Here is a 19,531-nt window from a genome sequence, read left to right as displayed (position 1 = left end):
TATGCATTTGTCCAGTTCAGTGAAACGCTACGCCTTCCAAAAAATGCGCCCCATCGAACGTTAACACATTCGTGTAAACCTCTGTAGATTCGACACTTCTGTGCCCCAGAAGCTGGCTCACAAACTTCAACGGCCGGCCGTGGAGAAGCAGATGGACTGCAAAACTATGCCTGAAGGTGTGGCACCCGATCTTGAACGGCGGCTCTCCCCCAACCTGCTCAATCAGCCGGTCGATGTTGGCGCTGACCGCTTGGCGAGTGATCGGAAAGATCCGCTCGTCCTTCCGAAACTTCCCCATCCACAGGTAGCTCTGGATCCGGGTTTGAAAGTCCCGATCGAGAATCGGAACGAAACGCTTAGGCGAGCGCTGCAGGCTGCGTTTGCTCGGCCGCCCGGCGCCTTGTTTGAGCGTTTTGAGGATCACCCCAAAATCGCGCCCGCGATCATGGAAGCTGGCCGGCGTGATCGCTAGCACCTCGGAGACCCGGGCGCCGGTGCACCACATCAGATCCAGAATCAGCCGATGCATGGGGTGGGTCTCTGTCTCTAGAAGGTCCAGTACCTCGGGTTTGAGCAGGTACTTGGGCATGGTGTTAAGAGTCTCGAGCAACAACGGCCGCTTGTCGATGAGCCGATCCCAATCGATGGTCACTTCGGTGATCGGGAACGACACTACGGGCCGATCCTCGAATCCAAACGGACGTTTGCTTGATCGATCTCGCGGAAATGACCGCGCGCTGGTGATGGATTTTGACATTTCCCCTCCGGGATTCTGTCAATTTTTGGGTGGAATTAAAGCCCTGGCAAAGCGCCCTCTTCCGATACTTTCAGTATGGCAAGGGCCGGGAAAACCGCAAGAAACGGGGGCCGGTTGACGAACTACTGGTAAACGTCAACACCCTACCCCTTTATTCAAACGTGCCCGGAGCGTATTCTATAACAATAGCTGCAGCGACAGGTTAGGACGCCCACGTGATTCCTTAGGAGGATCACCATGGCTTCTATTGACCTTTATACCGGGGCGGATGTCGGCCCATACGTCCGCCTGCCCTCGCTGGAGCCGGTTCAGCACCGTGCCAACCGGCGGTTCCGCAGCCACTGCGACTTCTGGCAGCAGCGTCTACTCAAGCACCCCCACCGCAGCGAATTCCATAGCCGTGCCGAATACCTGCACGCCGGTCTGCTCGAAGGCAACCCGGCGGTGACGGCGTTCGTCCCCCAGCCGTTTCTGCTGCAGGTGGGCCGGCAGTGGTACACCCCCGACGTCTACGTGGTTGAGGACGGCCGCCGCCGGGTGGTCGAAATCAAGCCGGAGGGCCGGATGGACGAGGCGCTGCAGGGGCCGGTGACGGCTTTTTTTGCGCGCCATGACGTGGCGTTTGAAGTGGTCGCCAACGAACGGATTCTCGAGCAGCAACAAGCGGCGGAAAACTGGCTGGAGCTGGTGCGCCGGCTGGTGGCCGCCGGTGAGCGGGACACCACCGTGGCCGAAACCCAGGTCTGGGAAGCCCTGTTGCGCCAGCCCCAAGGGCTAACCCTGGGGGCGCTGATTGACGGCGGCGCCCGGGAACGCACCTATACCCGAGAGATTGCCCTCTACCGGCTGATGCACCGGGGCCGGGTGCGGGCGCCCTTCCATGACAAGCGACTGGATTTTGATCTGGAGCTGACGCCATGGCCCTGACCTACCTGACCTGGCACCAGCGACTTCAACTCAATCCCGCCCTCGCCGATCTCAACGACTGGCCGGTGGTGGTGGTGGATGCGTTGCCACCGCGGCAGCAGCAGGCATTTCGTCGCAACTTTCGGATGGTCGGCGCCGTCCTGCGGGGCCAAGCGCTACAGGAGGTGGCCCTTGAGGCCACCGTCACCCCGGCCCGGGTCACCCAGATCCTCAACCGTTGCCTCGGCGGCCCCGCCGAGAGCGAGCCGGCCCTGACCTACGGTCTGGTGCCGTACAACACTCAGCGACAACGCGAGCGAAAGGCGCCGCTGCCGCAGGTGGGCCGGCGCCACGCCGCCGGCTCGGCGTGCGCGTTCCGGAGGCTCTTGCGCGAGGCGCCGGGGCTTGCGGACGGCCTGGACGCCATGGTCCGGGCCAAGTTGGCCGACTCGCCCTACAGCCAGCGGATCGCCCCCCGGGATTTGCACGGTGAATTCAAGCGGCTGTTGGCCGAGGCGCGCTGGCCGCGGGACCGTTACCCCTACACTAACGATGATCTGGCGTATGAATCCGTGCGGCGCTATGGCCAGCGACTGGTCCTGCGCGTCCAAGCCGAGCGCCACCAGCGTGGGACGCCAGCCGGTCGGGGAACGCAGAAGGGCGGCGCAGGCCGGGTCTTCGAGCGCATCCAGATTGATGAGCACCGGCTCGATGTGGAAAACCGTTTGCACCTGGAGGTCGATGGTCTGCGTCACCCGGTGCGGCTCAAGCGAGCCAGCATTCTGGTGGCGGTCGATTGTTTCTCCGACTGCGTGCTTGGCTGGCAGATCGCATTGACCGCGGCCCCCAACCAGGACGACATGCTGTTATTGGTGGCAAATTGCCTGACGCGCCGGACGCTGCTGCCCTTGACCGCGCCGGGGTTGAGTTATCTCCCCGGCGCCGGGTTTCCCGTCATGGAAGCGCCAGGGCTGGTCAGCATGGGCATCGTCGAGATGGACAATGCATGGCTCCATGTCGCCGATACGCTCGCCACGGCCCTTTGTGACCAGTGGGGGTCGACGTTTCATCAAAGCGTGTCGGGCAACCCCCTGGGACGCGCGCTGGTGGAGTCGGTGTTCGGTTACATCGCGACCCACTGCACCCACCGGTTCGCGGCCACCAGCGGGACCGGTCCTCAGGATGCGCGGCGCGAGGGGGCCCGCAATCGTGCAAAACCGCCCACCTGCAGCTTACGGACGTTGGAAGAAGCGCTTGAGGTGCTGCTCAGCGAGTACAACGTCACGCCCAAGGCCGACCGGCTGGGCCTGTCGCCGCTAGAGCTGGTACGCCTGGCCTGCGAACAGCAGTGCCTGTGCTACCGCAGTGAGGCCGAGCGCACGGCCTGGCAACCCTTCAAATACCGCCAACAGCTGCGGATCCATCGTCCGGCGGACTGCCATCATCAGGCGTATGTCAATTTCGAGTACACCAAATACACCAACCGCACCCTGCTCGATGCGGTCACCGATACCCACCTGTACGTGCACTACGACCGCCGCGATATCCGCACCCTGGAGGCCTATACCTTGCAAGGCCGGCCCTTGGGAACGCTCTATGCCTCCCCCGCCTGGTACCGCTTTCAACACGGAATCATGCTGCGTCGGCGGGTGTTTCGCTGGGTGCGACGCGAGGGTAAGCGCGTCCGGGATCCGCTGTCGGCCTATTTCCGGGCGTTGCTGGCCGGCGGCGACGATCCCGCCAAGGCCCTGGAGTTGCTGCGGGTGGCCCATGAGATTGCCCCGGGACAGACGGTCGTGCTGCCGGCGGAGGATTCGCCAGGCGTCGCCCGCCCTGCCCCGACCGCAAGTCAAACCGGTCTACGAGCACGCTACGCGGCTCTCATTCACGGAGGAACGTCCCATGACGATACGAACTAACGCGCCCCAGCACCCCCTGCTGCAACCCAGCCAGTTAAGATTGGAAACCCCCGCGATCGCGCGGCTGCGGGAGGACTGCCAGCGCTGGCTTTGGACCGGTGTGAGAGGAGCCCTTCTGCTGGGCCCCTCACAGGTCGGCAAGACGACGGCCCTCGTGACACTTTGCAATAAGCTGGTTACGCGGGGCCAGCGACGCGTCCCTACGTTTTATGTCTCTATCCCCGACCGGGATACCAACACCATCACCGCGGTATTACGGGCGCTGTGCCACAGTGCCCAACTGTCGCTTAATGGCCGAGAAGTGGCCGATACGCTGTCTGATCGCTTTGTCCATGTGTTGGTCGACAGCGTTCACGAGCATCAGGTCGATGTGGTGGTACTGATGGTGGATGAGGTCCAGCGCCTCCAACTGGGCCAGTTTAACGTTTTTGCTGAAATCAGCGACAAATTGCGACTGCTTGGCATTGATCTTCTGGTGCTGTTCGCGGGCAACGACTCGGAATGTGGGCCCATGCTTGAGCGGGTCCGCTCGCAGCAGTATGCCCATATCTTTGGCCGTTTTTTCAGACAAACCAGTTTGTTGCAGGGATTGGTGAGTGCCAGGGAGGTGGCCCAGGTCTTAGGCCAGTACGACAGCCTTCGCTATCCGCCGGGAGACGGACCCACCTACACCGAATGGGCGCTGCCAGAGGCGGTCGCCAACGGTTGGCAGTTAGCAGAGCTCAGTCAGGATCTCTGGCGATGTTATCGGGTGCTGGCCAAGCAGTTTCGGTTGTCAAGCTGGGGCATGGGGGACTTCATCATCAGCACGAACGCGCTGTTGGTGGATTATTTGCCGGCCGTTGGCGTGCAGCGGGTGGACGATGGCATTCTCAACGACTGCATACAGCTGGCCGGCGTACTGGCCAAACAGGTGGAGGGGCGCGGGTGACGAAAACACAGCTGTGCCACGGCAAGTTTTTTGCGCGCCCTTACGAGAGCCTCGATGCCGTCTGGCGGCGCTTCCTGACGGTGAATCCCGGCGTCGCCGGCTCCGTCCTTCGTAACCAACTCCTGGCCCAAGTCCATTCGAAGCCAGGGCTTGAGCACGCCCTCCTGGCAAAGTGTAGCAACCCCAGGTTGCCCCGATTGTCTAGGGAGTACCTGGAGCCCCGTCGCCAGTGTCCGAAATGCGCTCGCAGTTTGTACCACTCCACGTTGTTCAATCTGCCCTGGTTGGCCCGATGCCCGCTCCACGGCGCATGCCTGACCGACACTTGCCCTGCCTGCTCGCGTCCGTGGCCCCGGCCACGGGAAATGACCAACCGTGGGTGCGCAACCTGTGGTTGCCCCAGAGTGTCGGATTTTGCCGACTACGCCGGCATCGCCGCGCCTGCCTCGGCCTTTCACTGCCTGGGAGACTTAGATGCCCGGATTGCGGCCGTGGAAGGCCATGGCATGGACTTGATGCCGACAGTCCCATCGGCCCTCATTAAGTGGTCCCGGTACCACCCGACCGACGCAAGCTACGGCGACCTGCTGGCCGGATTAAACGCTCTTGGTGCCAGCGACCACTCGTTCCAGCCGCTGCTTGGCCCAAACGTTCGAGTGTTTCGCTATCGCGCCGGTCGCACGCTTAGTTCCCCGCATGGCGCAACGAGAACCGGAGGCGTCAGGCGCTTCCTGAAACGAAGACAAGGCCTTCGACACTGGGCCCATACGCTGGCAATCAAAACCATCGTGCAGGCGGTGGATCGACACACGCCCAAAGGTCACAAGGTGACCCTCAACGACTACTCGCTCCTGGGGGTGGCCGATTTCCAATCCCTACCCCCCCCTGCCCCTATTGTCTGGCCCTCAGTATCTGGATGGATCACGTGGTACACAGTCTGGAACCGGCAGGCTCAGGCCTGAACGAAGACCGGTACCCGTTCCTGTGGGAGTTGCAGGCGCCGCTTAGCAGCTCATTGACACCCTATCTCGGATGCAGTGAACAACAGGCTGTGTATGACCTGCCAGACGCCGTTTTTGCCCGCCTCTATTACCGGTCACTCTTGCTCGTCTTTCGGGACTTTCTATTACTATCGCAGCGCCTACTGTTTGTGCGGCAAACTTCCAACTGCCCGCCGTGGATCCAATGCCCTCCCGAGTCGACGGTTGGATGGGGCTACTATCTGAGTCGACAGGACGAGACCCTGACGCTGGCGTTAGTCAGGGCGCACCCATTGAACGGGGCGAGCGAGGCATGGCCCCCAATTACCGGTCAGGAATGCCGGGCGTTCCATCGCCACATCGCCGGTCCACAGGATTCTGGCGCCTGTGTGGCGAACGTGCCCTCACCGGGAATGCCTCGTACATCCTATACCCGGCTCATTAGGCATTTTATCAACCAACACCCCAACCTTCGCCCCATCGAATCTCGGCCAGGGGTGGAAACTGGCTTTCACCGGTACTCAAAGCGATGGCAAAAAGACCGAATCCGGCCGTGAGCACCTGGAGCTCTGTCACCCGGCGGGCATCGTTTCCCGGTCACCCGCTGTTTGACACGCCAGCCCATATCGACGCTCAGGTCCAGCGCATGAGTCACTATCCGACCTTGGTGCAATTCGTCAGACGGTGCCCGGACGGTGCCCGTGAAGACTGGCGTCAGGCCGCAAGGTTCCTGCAGTACTATGTCGGCCAACCGAGTACGTACTCGTATTATCGTGGTGTGCTTCAACGCTTTTTGAATTACCTCTGGTGCATCGCTGAGAAAACAATACGGAAGGCAAACGGTGCAGACATCGAGGCCTTTTTAAGGTTTTGCGATAGCCCCCCGGTTGCATGGCAAAGTAGCGCCAGGTTCGCCTGCTTCCGGGGCTGCGCAGAGGACCGCTGGGGCAACGCTGATTGGCGGCCTTTCTTATGCGTAACACAGCAGCGCCAGTCCGCGACACAGAACTCGACACCGGTGATCTTGCGCACGTTTCTATCGCACCTGAGCCATAGCGGTTATCTGAGTGAACTGCCGGATCCGTTGTTGCCAAGGGGACCGCACTCAAGGGCCCGTTCCCGCACTACGGCCAACAATGTCCTCACCGAGGCACAGTGGGCCTTCCTGGTGAAGCACCTGGAGAAAGTGGCAGCGGAGTGTCCAAAGATGGAGCGGACGCTGTTTGCGGTGGTGTTACTCAAGTCCCTGTTCCTACAAGTTTCGGACCTCGCTCGGGTACCCCGGTTACGGTCCAATGACGACCGCTATCCCAGGATGGCGGACTTTATTACCCGCAGCAGGCAAGGCCGGACAATCTGGTTTCTTCGCATCGAAGGGAAATCGGGCCGGCTACGATGGATACCGGTACCGGCTGACATTTGGCCGTACATCGCGCGGTATCGACGCTTTCTGGATCTGCCGGCCCTGCCCTCACCGCACGAAACCTCGCCCATTCTTCGCGGTAGGCAGCAGACCGCGCTTTCCAAGCGTCAACTTGAGTTGATGGTTCATACCGCAATGACAAGTGCGGCAAAGGTGTTGGAGACTCAGGGGCGGTGGCAGGATGCTAGTAGATTCCGTGAGCTCGCCGGGAAAACCGATTGTCTTCGGCACACTGGAGCCACTCAGGCCCTCGCCAACGGTTGCTCCGTCCACCAGTTGTCCCGATGGATGGGGCACCATTCCATTGACCAGACGATCAACACCTACCGAGTCATCGGTTTGAAAGACATTTACTCGTCCTGATGATCGCGAGCGCTCTGCAGGCAACAGCTGCCGCTGTACCGGAACTCAAAGCAGTTCTTTTCCAGCCATTTTGAGGGGGGCTCAAGTCGCGGCTATATGCGGTTAGATTGCTTCAATCAATCCTTGTAACTAGCTCTAAAATTACACCTATCAAGGTGTAAATGGCATTATAAACAATGGGTTGCATGTCTTTTGGATCGGCGCTATAAAGTAAAGAATCGCTCCTCCACTTCTGAATTTCGACTTCGATCCGTACTGGTGACCCTTCGGCCGTGGAACATAGAACGTGTGTTGAAGGAGGGTTTGTGAATGGAAACATAACGAGGACAGCACCATGGTGTTGAAGGCGAGTGTATCGTCAGGCGAATCGCCGTCCGAGGTCCGTGGCATTCAAGTTGCCTCAAGGATCATGACGGGTTGGGGCCTTACCCTGGAGCGGCAACTCAGGATCCTGGACCTGAATAGCCTTTCACGGCCGGTGCCCAGGCTAACTTCTTGCCAGCTCAGGAAACTGTCTTTGATCCTGAACATACATGCCTCGTTAAAGGAGTTGTTCAGTAACCCCGAAAACCCAGCGTGTTTCATGAATGCGGCTAATTACAACGCGCCCTTCTTCGGGAAGACGCCGTTGATGGTTATAGGGTCTGGAAAAGCCAGCGACTTACAGTGCTTATTGGATCATCTTTATCACCTGCAAAGCGGAAGCTGGTGAACGATGGGTCTTACGACCGATGCAATGGCTGAGCGTCATCTCGTAGACCTGTTGCATTCGGTATTTTCCCAGCTGCCATTCGGTGTTTGCAGCGAGGGGTATTGCAGGGCGTGGTGATAAACTGGGTTTATATTTGAGCAGCCTTTCTATGTGCCTGTTCTAAATAGCCTTCTGGCCAGTAGCCGCCGAGTTAACCTTATTCTAAAGGGGGGCAGCTGGTGCAAAAAACCTGGTTTTTCCGGAGAGTCAATCAAAAATCGCCATGCTAGCGCTGATGGTTGTCGATATCGGCTCAATACCTTGGCATTTTGTCCACCACAGGCCAGTCCGGCGAAGCTGCTCACACCACATTTAGCCAAAGTGAAAAGCCTACTGAGAATACGCGACCAGGACGTAGTTCGGAATGCCACGATATCTTCCTAGCTTTGGACCTCGCTCTGGCGATTCAAGTTGATACTGCTTCGGCGAAGGAAATCGAGGAGGTGATCTATGCATGAAGCAACGCTCAAGGAGTTTTTTACGGTAGCGAACTCGCTGGGTCTTTCTTCCTCTGAGCAAGTCCGAATTCTTAACGCTTCGACGGGGCACCTTGGAGAGACCACCCGGCTGCTTAGAGCAATTCAAAGAAAACTGGGACAATTAGTCAGCGATGATTTTGAGAACATCCATCACTGGGTGCATTGTGAAAATGATTATTTTGAAGGCAAGAGTCCCCTAACCTATTTCGATTCCCCAGCAGGGCTGGAAACGGTCCTTAATTATCTAAATTTTTTTAATTAGGGGCCACGTGACCTTAACCGCTTCTGGATAAGCGGCTTGACCTGCCCCCATCATTTGGATCCAATCTGATCTCAAAAAGAAATTAGAGTGACCCTGCCCCCAAACCAAGTCCACCCAGAGTTGGAAAAATTCGGCTCCTGACCCTGACCCCGCTCTGCCAAACGATTGATTCAATACTTTCCACCGAATGGGATTTCCCTTGTCCGATATTCGAGAAAAGAATATGTCGGATAAATTGCGAGGCACTTGCTACGGTAATTTCACGATCTCGTGGCGTTGGCGAATATACCTATCCCGGTCCACTAGAGTGGGGAAAGTCCATAGAGGGGGCGCTTTACGCGGGATCTGCTAACTTTGAGTTAAGGTGTCGCATAATTAGTCCTAGTCTCCCATCGAAATGTGAAGAGACAAGTGTCACGCATGGAGTTATAAGCCGTCACAAAATAACTCAGGGAAGAGGCACGATCCGATCTTCAATTCGGAAGTCCTCTCCCAGCAGGATTGTCCACTACGCGCCGTTTACGAAGCTCTGCTTAGGACTCAGACCCTCTTTAGACCTTCGAGGATAACGATATGAAACTACTCGCGACTATCCCGCTGTTTCCTCTCCTAATATCCACTTCCCTATCGGCGGAGGAAGCTTCCACTATTCAATTTGATCGCGCCACTAGTTCCGAAATGCTAAGGGAGCTAAACATGCGATCGGCGGCGGAGGATCTGTCCACCCTTCAGCAAAGAATTCGTGAGAACCCCCAACTCGAATCAGAAGAGCTCCTTCATTCCATTTCAATGGCGCAAGACAAGATCCAGCGCTCAGAGATAATTGAAGAGGCTACCACCACCATACTGTCAGACGAGATCCGTGGGCTTCAAGCTTACATTCGTGCGCAAGACAAAACCATAAATGCTTTGACTAAATATGTGCAAGCGCTGGAGGCAAAACTTAAGGAGTTAACAAATGACAAGTGATCTCGATAATCTCAAGGAAAACGTAGACAAAGCAATGCAAGAGAGAAACGCGCTGAAGGGAACTGTCGAACCGCAAAAAGATGATTTCAATGCTGCCTACGAAAAAACGTCGCAAGATAGTTTTGTCTTGAGCGGAATGTTTCTCGGATTTGGTCTTATACTGACCATGATATTTGCTCACCTTGTCAAGTCAGGCAATGAGCCAGAATCATTAGTTCGAGTATTCGGTATGATGTTGATTGTCATCTCTGCCGTTTTCTTGATGATCGCCGGTTACTCAGAAAAACAGATTGCCCCTGTATTCGGGTTGCTGGGTACCGTTGCGGGCTATTTGCTAGGTAGGTCCTCTGTAAAAAAGGGTGGGCACCTAGATTAAGGCATAAAAACTTTATCCGGCAGACAACAGTGCATCGCACTTTTAAAAGTTGTCTGACAGGAGTTTAGCGTCTTTACTCGGAAATCAATAATAGCTTTTAGACGCCCATTTTTTTACCTTTGGCAAATCCGATACAGGAACAGGGATCTGTAATGAAAAGAAATGTAGACCTTTATGGAAATCAATTGGTGGCCGGCTTCTTATTCCGCTTTTTTTGGTCCTCTATTTTTGTAATTTTTGCTGGCTTAGCCCCCATACTATATATGAGTTATATTATGAAAAATGATTTTATAGCCGATGAAATCCATATTTATATTAAGCTTCTATTCGGTGGTGCGCAGAGTACAGCAGATATGGCGGAAAGTGTTCAGCTTCTCATCGCATTCGGCATATTTTTTGGTATATGGGTATCATATATTAAAAGCAAAGTGATGTTCATAAGAGATTTCGCGGTTTACGAAATAATGTTATCTATTTCCAGAAAAGATGACGGCTCTGAAAGCCAGGGGGTTCTATTTCAATTTATTAGCTCAAAGGTATATCGTATCGTAGAGACGTTATTTGGATTTGCATCAATCGTTGTTTTTATTTACCTTGCTTCGCTAGCTATAGTGCATCTTTTTATTCCACCTAATATTAATAAATTAGAATTAATAGAAGGAAACCATAATAATTGGTGGCTAGCATGGGAGGTAAGCAATCGAGCTCGGTGTGTGGATGTACATATGAGGAAGGCAAATGAGAACGGATGGAGACTTATTGACACGAGTTGCGTAGAGAGCGAGTGGTTTTCTCTCGATACCGGTGAACTCCGAATGCTGATGTCTGGAGAACTAGACTTGTTTGACCAGGTTCGTGAAGATAAAATCAACCCTCGTGAAGTGGATTTTCGGGTAAAACCTTATGGTATCTTTGTGGCCGGCGAACCAACAACACTCATCAGAAATGATGATAAATAAAATATATATAATCGGGCTGTCTGGTCCCAATATAATCGCTGAGTACAATGAGCACAATTTTACTATGCTGATTTACCTGCATTACTAGCATCTTAGGGAATCAAATTAATCCAAGCATTATGTAAACCGATTGCCCTCCCCGAATACCCCGAAAAACGTCACGGCCGGCCCGCCCAAATCCGTTTAAATAAAATTACGGGAATCACGCTATTCCTTTCGGTTTGTAAGGTTTATTGTGTTCGTCGCTTGATTTCATTTACGGTGGTTGGACCGGGAAGCTAGTACGTCGCTTACCCAAATGTGTCAAGGCCCACGGCAGCAAAGCCCTGGCCTTTCAATTATGGTCATAGCTTCGGTTGAGGATTGCGATCCGCCGGCCCTTCCTCGGTGTGCGCCTGCTGACCCGTACCCACCCCATCGCCTGGGACTATTTCCAGTCACGGACCGCGTTCACATAAGAGTCCCGGAACAGGTTCATCAGGTTCATACTGAGCACCACGCCGATGTCACCGTCGCCGTAATAGTTGACGCCGAACTGGTAGTCGTTGTCGAGGGTTAACATCAACCCTCCCCCCACGTTATTGACCCCGACTCGGTCGGACAGAGCGGCCACCACCGAGACCCCTGAAACGTATCTGAACATTCGATCTCGTTCGCGCCACCGATTGAATCCCAACACTTCCACGTACAGACTCACTTCGCCTTTGTTTGTCTCTAGGGCCGTGTCCACCCATTCATACCCGATGCCCGGGTGAAACAGAATCACCTGAGTTTTGGGAGGAGTGTTAAAGCCAGCCTCAAAATTCTTATTGTCATCCGATTGTCCTGAGAACCAGTCAGTCGCAGCAATTTCCCAGGGAAGCATGGGGCGGGATTGGTAAAAAAACTCGTCCCACAAGGCGTCTTTTTCATTTACCTTCGCGAAAACGGCGTCGGAGCCGCGCGTCACGATTTCGTTCGATAAAGATTGGGCCATCTTATATTGATTACCGAGTTTCCTCACGAGACTGAACTCGGTCTGGCAGTCGGAGTCCGTGCACGCCGCCTCGAGGGTGTTGAGGAGATTAAGGTCGTCGACCGGTGGGTAACCGGATCGGCACTCTTGCTCAAGCTCAGTTGGGTCAATGCTGTTCAAGCGGTTGACATTCCAGATATTACCGAGCGTCATGGTTTTGCAGCTTCCGGCTGGGGATAACGTGACCAAGCGCCCGTAGGTGATTTGGGATCGCGCGATCATTTGATCCAGCACCTGGTTCAGCTCCTCCGCTCCCGAGGAAGTGATCTCCCCATTGGATTCGGCTTGCGCTACTTCTTTTTTTATCGCGTTGAAAGCCTGTTTTCGTTCTAGAAAGGCTTTTTGTGCCTGAAAATAATTAAAGGTTCCATCGCGCCAGACCTCTAAGCGACTGAACTCATCGATCACAGTTGCGCCGTCAGAGGGGTCAGTCTGGTAGCAGTCGGACTCAAGGTAGGGTTGAATTTTACGTATAAACTCTTGTTGGTCGGCCGGTGCCGGCAGCGTGTATTCGCATTCTTCTGCTTGAGCAACCTGGGAGAAGATAATGGTCAGGAGGGTTACCAGCAGACCCGCAACCGACCTGTGTAGCGTATTCGTTAACATGTTCATGGCGTCCTGCCCTATTGTCTGAATTCTTTTATCCGCTGGTGCAGTTTCACGGCCTTGTCATAGAACTCTTTCATGGAGGCAATGTTGGTGACGTCGAGGTTTTCCAGGGAGGTCTGGAATGACTTGAAGGTTCCCACGGGCGTATGTGCGTCAAAGTCTGACAACAAGGCGGTTGTGATCGATTTAGAGATAGGTCTGCCCCCCAAAATTTCGAACAACGGCAGATAGACCCTGGGGTCGCGGAAATAGTGGTTGATGGAATGCACGTTCTTGGAGGTTAGCCGGGAAATTGCAATATCCTGATAGCGTTCGCGGTGTTTGGCTTTGATCCAATCCGGGTTGTATCGATAGGGGTCGAACGCCAGGAACTGCCCGACGACATCCAGCTTGTGGTTGACGTTGAGCAGATAATTCATGATCTGCGTCTCTCCGGTGCCGGGGCGGAAAATGCTCTGGTAGAACGAGCTTCTGTCCCTGGCTAGGGTATAGCTGATGTTGGCAATCAGCATCACAGCCAGCAGCTTATCGTTGCCTTTTAGCTTGTATTGAAGGCCGCCGACGGTGACGGTCTCATTGAACAGGGCCTTTAAGGCCTTCTCGGTGACGGCAGTACCCATGGAGTGACCGATAACAACGACTTCATCGCCCCTGTTTCTGTCCACGTGATTCTGGATGATGCTGCCGATCTGGTTGCCGACCTTGACGATGATGCTGTCCTGAACAGAATACAGTCCGGCAAACAGCAGAAGATCCAGCAGATGGGTTTGTATATAGGTTTGCTGCTCATCATTGGCCAGTTTAGATTTTTCAATGACGTCATCAAAGAAGCCTTTGTGCTCTTTGAAGTCCGGTATGTCAGCTAGGCCTGAAGACAGACTTGTCAGCTGCTCTTCCCAGTTATTGAGTAGCCTGATGATGGCATCGTCGTAGTGAATGGAGTGCAGTTGAATATCGTGTCGCGGCAGGTAATTGTGCGAGTCTTGTAAATTATTCCAGCGGTCAAGAAACAGATCCTTGAGGGAGATGTCACCGTCGTCAACCGTTTCTATCCAGTTATTGGCATGCTCGCCGATACCGTGAACGCACAATAAGTGTCGTGTCGCCATGGAGCTATCCTTATTGTAGTGATTGTCTTCCTGCAATACGGCGACACTGCGCAAAGCAATTTAATTTATACTACTATTCAGCTTTAATTAAAAGGCCTCGAACATGGTAAGTTTATTTGTTGTTTAGGACTAATAGATTGATGGTTGGACTTCCCTAGGTAACCATGACATGCCTCAGCCTCAAACGGAGGCCCGCTCAAAGTCCTCGGTACTGACGCCTTCCAAGATCAGATACACGGGTGATTTCAGAAAATGCCATACGCCTCCTCGATGAATTCTGTATGGACGGACCGAGATACGCCAAGGCAGGGGGCATGCTGAGAAATTTTTGGGAAGCCGGAGCTTTCAGCAAGAGTTATTTAGTGAGCCCGAAGACGACAATAAGAACGCTGAACTCACGGCTAACTTGGACAAAATCAATCAGAAGTGCTCATCCAAAGTTTGGTTTACCGGCCAGGGTGCAAAGAAGCATTGGTCAATGAAGCGAAGCCTTCTCTCACCCGCATACACAACACGGTGGTCCGACCTACCGAAAGCAAAACAGCCCCTCCCGAAAATGACCTAAGCCCGGCGTAGCCGGGCAGCCAGTATGGCTTACAGGCAATGTGATAAAGGTCTAACGGCACAACCTACACAAGCAAGTGCTAAAATAGGTCGGCGGGTGCAGAAAGGGGAACTTTTGCGATCTGATAAAAGCCGGTCTAATCTTAATATTAGATGAATCAAATCGCATCAGGGATGAACATAAACCGTGAATAACTTGGCTCGTATACTCACCAAAGCTGGTCTTCTCGCATTGATGATTTCTACCAGCCAATCGATCGCTCAAGTGGCTTCGTTTGGCGGAGATGAAACCTCACAAGGGGCACCGGGACCGATAGTTATTGGGAATCCTGAGTGGAGCCCTATGCCCCGCACCACCCCCTCCCCAATAGACGATTCAATGAAGTTTATGTGTTATGACTCCTGCTGTTTGCGGGACAACTTTTACAAAGAAAATGGGATGATGCTTCTAGACCGCGACCAATCTCGTGAATTAAAAAGCTTGATTGAAAAAAATAAAGAAACCTATACAGAAATATTAGGAATGTCGGATTGCCAAGCTGAACTTTTTGTCATTGTAAAATACTACGATGGACTAACGATAAGGCAGGAGTGATTCGTGAACTACTTGCTTACCTTGATCCTTTTACTATTCTCATTATTTCCGATTTCAGCAATCTCGCAAGAATTTAAAGAAGAGGAGCTATCTAGGATATCTAGAGCCAATGATGAAATCGACAAGGCCTCAAAAAAACAATCACCGATTGTTGTTAAGAATCGGGTATCTACACCCTCTTCATACGACATCTATAAGATGAAGGTTCAACATGCTATAGCATCTGAAAAGTATAAGATATGGACGCTGACCAATTTCATCAATGTGCATGAAAGGCAAGGAATTATATCCTATTTTATTTTTGCACTCGTAGCTGGATTAACCCTTTTTTCTATGTTCCTGGTTTGGCTACAATTTCATATTTACTCACTAAAGGTCAGGTCTGAAGTTAGGGTAAAAGAGGACGAAGCAGCAGATCACGACGCCCAGCAAAGAACAGAAGAGCACACAATAAGACCGATCAAGAGAAGCGTTATCTCAATAAGCAAAGAGGGATTCTCCCTGGACACCCCATTTATAGGTGTAGTGATCCTTGTAATAACGTTCTTCTTCCTGAACTCATACTTGGATAAGGTATACCCAATTCACATATCTCAAAACAATGAATCAAGTCAAGCTGATGCTTTAGGTAAGAATCAAGTTCCAGACATTCCAACTCCCAAGCTGGAATAATCATGATCATTCTTTTTACTCAGCTTAAGCCTTTTCGAGAGTCTATTGGATTGGATGCCCACATATAGTGCTAACTGAGGGGATCCAGCGCATATTACCGAAGGTGCTCATAAACCCCGCGCATGGACCATAGGCAGGGAGAAGAATTTTCTTGAGTTCGCTGTTTAGAACCACGCCTAACCTCATCCTTGAGCGCTTCACCCTAACCACACTGACTGACTACTATTTTAGGCCAAAGAGAAAATCACCCTCTGTTTGATAATTGCCCCGCCCCCGCATTAACGGCTATCTGAGTTAAAAAACCTAGCTCTTCAGCTGGACGACGAATTTAGCACTTTGTGTGGAAACCGGAATGAACCCAAGAGCATCATCATCAAGTCGAAACTTGAACGGAACGATAAGTGGTCCAGCGGATAAACCAGCAATTGATTCTTTGGAACTCTTGGCTGCATCGATAGACCCGGATATCGTCTTCGGTAAGGTGTATACTTCATCCCACCTAACCCAATCAACTCCTTTAAACCGATTTTCGTCTCCCTCGTAAACTTCTTCAAAGCGAATCAAAAAGTTGCCATCAGATTTTTCCTGCAGCACCTCAAATTTATTATTTTTCATTGCCTTATAGAGTACTTCATCGTCACCGACCTTATTTACGTCGATAGTGGTAGTCAGCCTGTAGATACGCCCTTCTATTAGTTCCTCTGCGAATAAAAATTCGTGAACCAAGAAATAAGATGGCAGTCAATAATATTTTTAACATTTAATCCTCTCCCTGGAATTTTAAAACCATTAATCAGCCCCCTGATGCACAAGGCATCTGGAGTAATACTCCCCCGCTCGGCCAGAGTAATAAGGCGTCGAATTATTTGTCACTTTACAAGTACACCTCACAGGAGGACGACGTAAGAAACCAAAAATCCTTATTTTTCTTTAGGTCGGTATATTTTTTGCTTATAAAGAATGTGTAAGAACTTTCGCCCTTTAAACAATAGGAAAAATATTTTGATTGTCAACATTAGGGATAGCATTTACAAAGTATGCAGGGCGGCCTTCACCATTCTTTTTTTTGCTATCCTTTTGGGATGTGACTCCACTCTAGACAAAGACAGATTTCTTCTACAAGGAACTGTAAAGCGGGTAGATCCCTGTTCGTCGGACGAATGCAGAATATTGGTCGCGTCAGAGGGAGCAACATGTATTTGGTTTACTAAGGACACGACGACCGTCGGGAACCCAGTTTATCTACATTGCTATTGGAAAGGCGGACAAAAAATGTGTCATAAATATGCAAAAAATAGAATATTACCAGTGTGGGAAAAATCAAAAATAGTGGAATGATTTCCTAAAAACCAACAACTACGAGAATTTCTGTCATCAGGGGATGACTAAAAATGCGATACGTGGCAGGCGTTTTCTTTGCAGTCTCTATTTCCTATTTTATTGCGGGACTGTTAAACCTTAGTGCTAATGATCCTTGGTCGTGGGTAATTGGATTATTCATAGGTATTTTTGGACTTGTAATCGCGGGTGCAATAGCCAGCATAGAAAGCAACCTAGTCGCTTTAATTGCAATGACTATATCAATAGCAATTTTCTATAGCACAATGGGTAACATTGAAGGCCAGACATTTCGGGTTTATCCAGCACAGTGCTTTGGCTCCAGTTGGAGCAGTGTTCCCAAAAGCGAAGTAGTACGTTCTCAACGTATTAGCTGGATTTAAGTCAATAGTCTAGCCTGCCAAACCAGAGGGCGGCTTTATCGAACGCCTCTACATAGTGGACCGGGGTAAGCCTGATAGGTCAATATTTGGCTAAGTCCGCGGTTCTGGGTCGCTTTTATATTTTTTAAGGCTTTTGATCATTCCTTCTCATTTTCAATACTTAATGCGTTAAGTGCTTGCAAGTTCATATCACCAAGGGCTTTTTCGATTTGAGCACATTGAGTATGCAGTATAGATGTTAAATTTCGGAGCAACTCTATAAGATCGTTTTTGGTTCGTTCGGAATTGGAGCTTTTTTCGATAAGAATTGAAGTAAGATCAACCTGGTGGGTACGTCAAACCTCTTTTGTTAATCGGCTATAAACCTGTTAAGCGTTTGTAGTAGCAACAATTCGGTCGTGATTTAAAAAAAGAAAATCAATTGCAACAGAATAAGCAACCGCGACTCCCAAGATATGAGACCAAGATTCATCTACACCAGAAGCTATTGCGATGCCGCTAAAAACCGAAATTCTCTTCAGATAAACCGTTTGGGAGACCGTTGCAGGCTGCGTTTGCTCGGTCGCCCTACCCCTTGCTTGAGCGTCTTGAGTAGGACGCCGAAGTCGTACCCGTCGTCGTGAAAACCCGCCGGCGTGATCGCCAGCACCTCGGAGACCCGCGCGCCGGTGCACCACATCAGATCCAGGATCAGCCGATGCATGGCGTGGGTCTCGGATTCCAACAGCGTGAGCACTTCGGGCTTGAGCAGGTACTTGGGCATGGTGTCGAGGATTTCCAGCAACAACCGCCGCTTGTCGATAACGCCGCCCTTCTTTGCTCTGCTCTGATTGGAGAGGCGATTTGACATAGATTTGCAAAAACTTCTCAGGCAGGGACTATGATGAGTATTAGAGTGAACACAGGGAGAAGTGTTACCGTGCCACAAACAACGCCTTTGGGCCTTTCCGGGCGGGAAACTTTCAAGCTCAACCCCTTCCCTTTTCTGAAGCAAATCTCGGGTTAGGGTCTCAAAGTCATTGGGAGAGAGCTGGCTGAAGTCGTAATTGTGCATTCAACAGGATGTCCAAAACTGGTTATCGATTGTTCCATTACATAGGGTAGCAGGTCATTTTGGAACCCCTGACCTGCTACCCTCTGTCTGACACGTCTTCAGCTTAGCCACGTTTAGTGACCCTGACGCCGTATTAGGTCCACCCAAAGGTGGAAAAATCCGGCCATCCGAGCGGAAGATGAATTTAGTAGTTTGTGTGGAAAATCGACTAGGTTGCCTATTCTAGAATCTACTTTAAGTTTATTTGGTACTTTTTGTTTAATTTGGCCGATAAGTAGCCGATATGCAGTTCTAGAAATTTAGTACTTTCTGTGATCGTCCATAAAACGCCCAACCACAGAAAGTGCTAAAGAATAGCCACAGAAAGTACTAAATTTTCACAAAATGTACGCAACGTTTTCACCATCAGTATGGACACCCTGGTCTAAGTGCTCCATCCGAATAATGGTTGGATGCATCGAGAAGCTGCAAATCAAAAACAAATCTGTCCGCGTCTTTATTCTATATGTTAACTCGTTGCCAGCGAGCTTTTTAACATTGCTCGGTATTGCTCAATTAACTTTGCAAGGCTCTCTATTTCTTCGGTCGCAGATTCTTCTTTAAAGGCTTTCAGAAGCTGATGGTAGTAGGTCAAGATGACAAGCCTTGAACAGCAACCCTGCTGCTTTTCCTTTGGTGTCAAATCCAGTGACTTACCTTGTTCCGCGAGTGCCGCCAGAATTTCCTCTTCCTCACACTCATGGTCAAGCTCATCTCTTGCGTTCTCTATCAGCCAGGAGAGGTCATCCGTGTCAAAGTGCCTGCTAGCCATGACAGAAACAGCCCTGGCCCTGAGTTCTGTATCAGAATGGCTATCGGCGTCATAGGCCAACAACCCTAAGCCGTCGCATTTATAACCCCAAGCATAGCTACGTTCGTCGTGTTGGATGTCAAAGATGAAACTCTCCATATAATCGACAAAAGAATATCGATCACACATCACCTGAATGCAGCACCCTAGCTCGATAGCCTTTTCCAGCGATTTCGCTTGGGTCGGCTCGAATTTGTTTCGCAGTGACTTAACAAGACTCACAACTGTTTTCGGGCCAGACAGATTTTCAGGAATCTTTAAATTCAT

At 51.7% G+C, this 19,531-nt stretch carries 18 protein-coding genes; 12 read left to right on the top strand and 6 right to left on the bottom strand.

Features of this window, described 5'->3' with window-relative positions:
• Positions 1 to 16: 16 nt before the first annotated feature.
• On the bottom strand, positions 17 to 757 hold the full coding sequence (locus tag FCS96_RS15895; protein WP_138441355.1) for a tyrosine-type recombinase/integrase: 741 nt from the start codon (positions 755 to 757) through the stop codon (positions 17 to 19).
• Positions 758 to 994: 237 nt separating this feature from the next.
• Here FCS96_RS15895 and FCS96_RS15890 point away from each other — a divergent pair, with 237 nt between their 5' ends.
• From FCS96_RS15890 to FCS96_RS15855, 9 genes are all read left to right on the top strand, one after another.
• Positions 995 to 1,684 (top strand): hypothetical protein, encoded by a 690-nt coding sequence (locus FCS96_RS15890; protein ID WP_138441354.1) that lies wholly within the window; start codon positions 995 to 997, stop codon positions 1,682 to 1,684.
• Positions 1,675 to 3,582, top strand: coding sequence for a hypothetical protein (locus FCS96_RS20095; RefSeq protein WP_171040824.1), 1,908 nt, complete (start codon positions 1,675 to 1,677; stop codon positions 3,580 to 3,582). The genes FCS96_RS15890 and FCS96_RS20095 overlap by 10 nt, the downstream gene beginning before the upstream one ends.
• Positions 3,566 to 4,513, top strand: coding sequence for an ATP-binding protein (locus FCS96_RS15885; protein WP_171040823.1), 948 nt, complete (start codon positions 3,566 to 3,568; stop codon positions 4,511 to 4,513). The genes FCS96_RS20095 and FCS96_RS15885 overlap by 17 nt, the downstream gene beginning before the upstream one ends.
• 404 nt (positions 4,514 to 4,917) lie before the next feature.
• Positions 4,918 to 5,475, top strand: coding sequence for a hypothetical protein (locus FCS96_RS15880; protein WP_138441352.1), 558 nt, complete (start codon positions 4,918 to 4,920; stop codon positions 5,473 to 5,475).
• A 1,042-nt stretch (positions 5,476 to 6,517) separates the two neighbouring features.
• Positions 6,518 to 7,279: a site-specific integrase gene (locus tag FCS96_RS15875; protein ID WP_138441351.1), complete on the top strand. Its 762-nt coding sequence runs from the start codon at positions 6,518 to 6,520 to the stop codon at positions 7,277 to 7,279.
• Between the two features lie 1,201 nt (positions 7,280 to 8,480).
• A complete protein-coding gene (locus FCS96_RS15870; protein WP_138441350.1) occupies positions 8,481 to 8,771 on the top strand; it encodes an antitoxin Xre/MbcA/ParS toxin-binding domain-containing protein in 291 nt (96 codons plus the stop codon).
• Positions 8,772 to 9,344: 573 nt separating this feature from the next.
• Complete coding sequence (locus tag FCS96_RS15865) at positions 9,345 to 9,740, top strand: hypothetical protein (protein WP_138441349.1); 396 nt, start codon at positions 9,345 to 9,347, stop codon at positions 9,738 to 9,740.
• The gene (locus tag FCS96_RS15860) at positions 9,730 to 10,116 is read left to right on the top strand and encodes a hypothetical protein (protein ID WP_138441348.1); all 387 of its coding nucleotides are present in this window, start codon (positions 9,730 to 9,732) and stop codon (positions 10,114 to 10,116) included. The genes FCS96_RS15865 and FCS96_RS15860 overlap by 11 nt, the downstream gene beginning before the upstream one ends.
• 152 nt (positions 10,117 to 10,268) lie before the next feature.
• Complete coding sequence (locus FCS96_RS15855) at positions 10,269 to 11,075, top strand: hypothetical protein (RefSeq protein ID WP_138441347.1); 807 nt, start codon at positions 10,269 to 10,271, stop codon at positions 11,073 to 11,075.
• Between the two features lie 427 nt (positions 11,076 to 11,502).
• Here FCS96_RS15855 and FCS96_RS15850 read toward each other — a convergent pair whose 3' ends face one another.
• Together FCS96_RS15850 and FCS96_RS15845 are read right to left on the bottom strand one after the other, a co-directional pair.
• Positions 11,503 to 12,696, bottom strand: a complete 1,194-nt coding sequence (locus tag FCS96_RS15850) for a hypothetical protein (protein ID WP_138441346.1) — start codon at positions 12,694 to 12,696, stop codon at positions 11,503 to 11,505.
• A gap of 17 nt (positions 12,697 to 12,713) precedes the next feature.
• Complete coding sequence (locus tag FCS96_RS15845) at positions 12,714 to 13,844, bottom strand: alpha/beta hydrolase (RefSeq protein ID WP_138441345.1); 1,131 nt, start codon at positions 13,842 to 13,844, stop codon at positions 12,714 to 12,716.
• Positions 13,845 to 14,136: 292 nt separating this feature from the next.
• On the opposite strand from FCS96_RS15845, the gene FCS96_RS20370 reads away from it, so the two are divergent.
• From FCS96_RS20370 to FCS96_RS15830, 3 genes are all read left to right on the top strand, one after another.
• Complete coding sequence (locus FCS96_RS20370; RefSeq protein ID WP_138441344.1) at positions 14,137 to 14,373, top strand: DUF4113 domain-containing protein; 237 nt, start codon at positions 14,137 to 14,139, stop codon at positions 14,371 to 14,373.
• A gap of 186 nt (positions 14,374 to 14,559) precedes the next feature.
• Positions 14,560 to 14,967, top strand: a complete 408-nt coding sequence (locus FCS96_RS15835; RefSeq protein WP_138441343.1) for a hypothetical protein — start codon at positions 14,560 to 14,562, stop codon at positions 14,965 to 14,967.
• 3 nt (positions 14,968 to 14,970) lie between these two features.
• Complete coding sequence (locus FCS96_RS15830; protein ID WP_138441342.1) at positions 14,971 to 15,639, top strand: hypothetical protein; 669 nt, start codon at positions 14,971 to 14,973, stop codon at positions 15,637 to 15,639.
• A 303-nt stretch (positions 15,640 to 15,942) separates the two neighbouring features.
• Here FCS96_RS15830 and FCS96_RS15825 read toward each other — a convergent pair whose 3' ends face one another.
• The 3 genes from FCS96_RS15825 to FCS96_RS15815 all read right to left on the bottom strand — a co-directional run bounded on the left by FCS96_RS15825 (position 15,943) and on the right by FCS96_RS15815 (position 19,531).
• Positions 15,943 to 16,254: a hypothetical protein gene (locus FCS96_RS15825; protein WP_138441341.1), complete on the bottom strand. Its 312-nt coding sequence runs from the start codon at positions 16,252 to 16,254 to the stop codon at positions 15,943 to 15,945.
• Positions 16,255 to 17,877: 1,623 nt separating this feature from the next.
• Positions 17,878 to 18,210: a hypothetical protein gene (locus FCS96_RS15820; RefSeq protein WP_228264130.1), complete on the bottom strand. Its 333-nt coding sequence runs from the start codon at positions 18,208 to 18,210 to the stop codon at positions 17,878 to 17,880.
• 712 nt (positions 18,211 to 18,922) lie between these two features.
• Positions 18,923 to 19,531 (bottom strand): hypothetical protein, encoded by a 609-nt coding sequence (locus tag FCS96_RS15815; RefSeq protein ID WP_138441340.1) that lies wholly within the window; start codon positions 19,529 to 19,531, stop codon positions 18,923 to 18,925.

The organism is Marinobacter alexandrii (genome assembly GCF_005871205.1).
In the GTDB taxonomy this organism is placed as follows: Bacteria; Pseudomonadota; Gammaproteobacteria; order Pseudomonadales; family Oleiphilaceae; genus Marinobacter; species Marinobacter alexandrii.
This window is presented reverse-complemented; position numbering and strand designations above follow the sequence as displayed.

What these genes read in the sequence shown, in the direction of transcription:
- FCS96_RS15850 (WP_138441346.1), bottom strand. Translation starts at nt 12,696, where the DNA reads ATGTTAACGAATACGCTACACAGGTCGGTTGCGGGTCTGCTGGTAACC.
- FCS96_RS15855 (WP_138441347.1), top strand. Translation starts at nt 10,269, where the DNA reads ATGAAAAGAAATGTAGACCTTTATGGAAATCAATTGGTGGCCGGCTTC.
- FCS96_RS15860 (WP_138441348.1), top strand. Translation starts at nt 9,730, where the DNA reads ATGACAAGTGATCTCGATAATCTCAAGGAAAACGTAGACAAAGCAATG.
- FCS96_RS15820 (WP_228264130.1), bottom strand. Translation starts at nt 18,210, where the DNA reads ATGTCAAATCGCCTCTCCAATCAGAGCAGAGCAAAGAAGGGCGGCGTT.
- FCS96_RS15890 (WP_138441354.1), top strand. Translation starts at nt 995, where the DNA reads ATGGCTTCTATTGACCTTTATACCGGGGCGGATGTCGGCCCATACGTC.
- FCS96_RS20095 (WP_171040824.1), top strand. Translation starts at nt 1,675, where the DNA reads ATGGCCCTGACCTACCTGACCTGGCACCAGCGACTTCAACTCAATCCC.
- FCS96_RS15825 (WP_138441341.1), bottom strand. Translation starts at nt 16,254, where the DNA reads ATGAAAAATAATAAATTTGAGGTGCTGCAGGAAAAATCTGATGGCAAC.
- FCS96_RS15895 (WP_138441355.1), bottom strand. Translation starts at nt 757, where the DNA reads ATGTCAAAATCCATCACCAGCGCGCGGTCATTTCCGCGAGATCGATCA.
- FCS96_RS15815 (WP_138441340.1), bottom strand. Translation starts at nt 19,531, where the DNA reads ATGAATTTAAAGATTCCTGAAAATCTGTCTGGCCCGAAAACAGTTGTG.
- FCS96_RS15870 (WP_138441350.1), top strand. Translation starts at nt 8,481, where the DNA reads ATGCATGAAGCAACGCTCAAGGAGTTTTTTACGGTAGCGAACTCGCTG.
- FCS96_RS15865 (WP_138441349.1), top strand. Translation starts at nt 9,345, where the DNA reads ATGAAACTACTCGCGACTATCCCGCTGTTTCCTCTCCTAATATCCACT.
- FCS96_RS15885 (WP_171040823.1), top strand. Translation starts at nt 3,566, where the DNA reads ATGACGATACGAACTAACGCGCCCCAGCACCCCCTGCTGCAACCCAGC.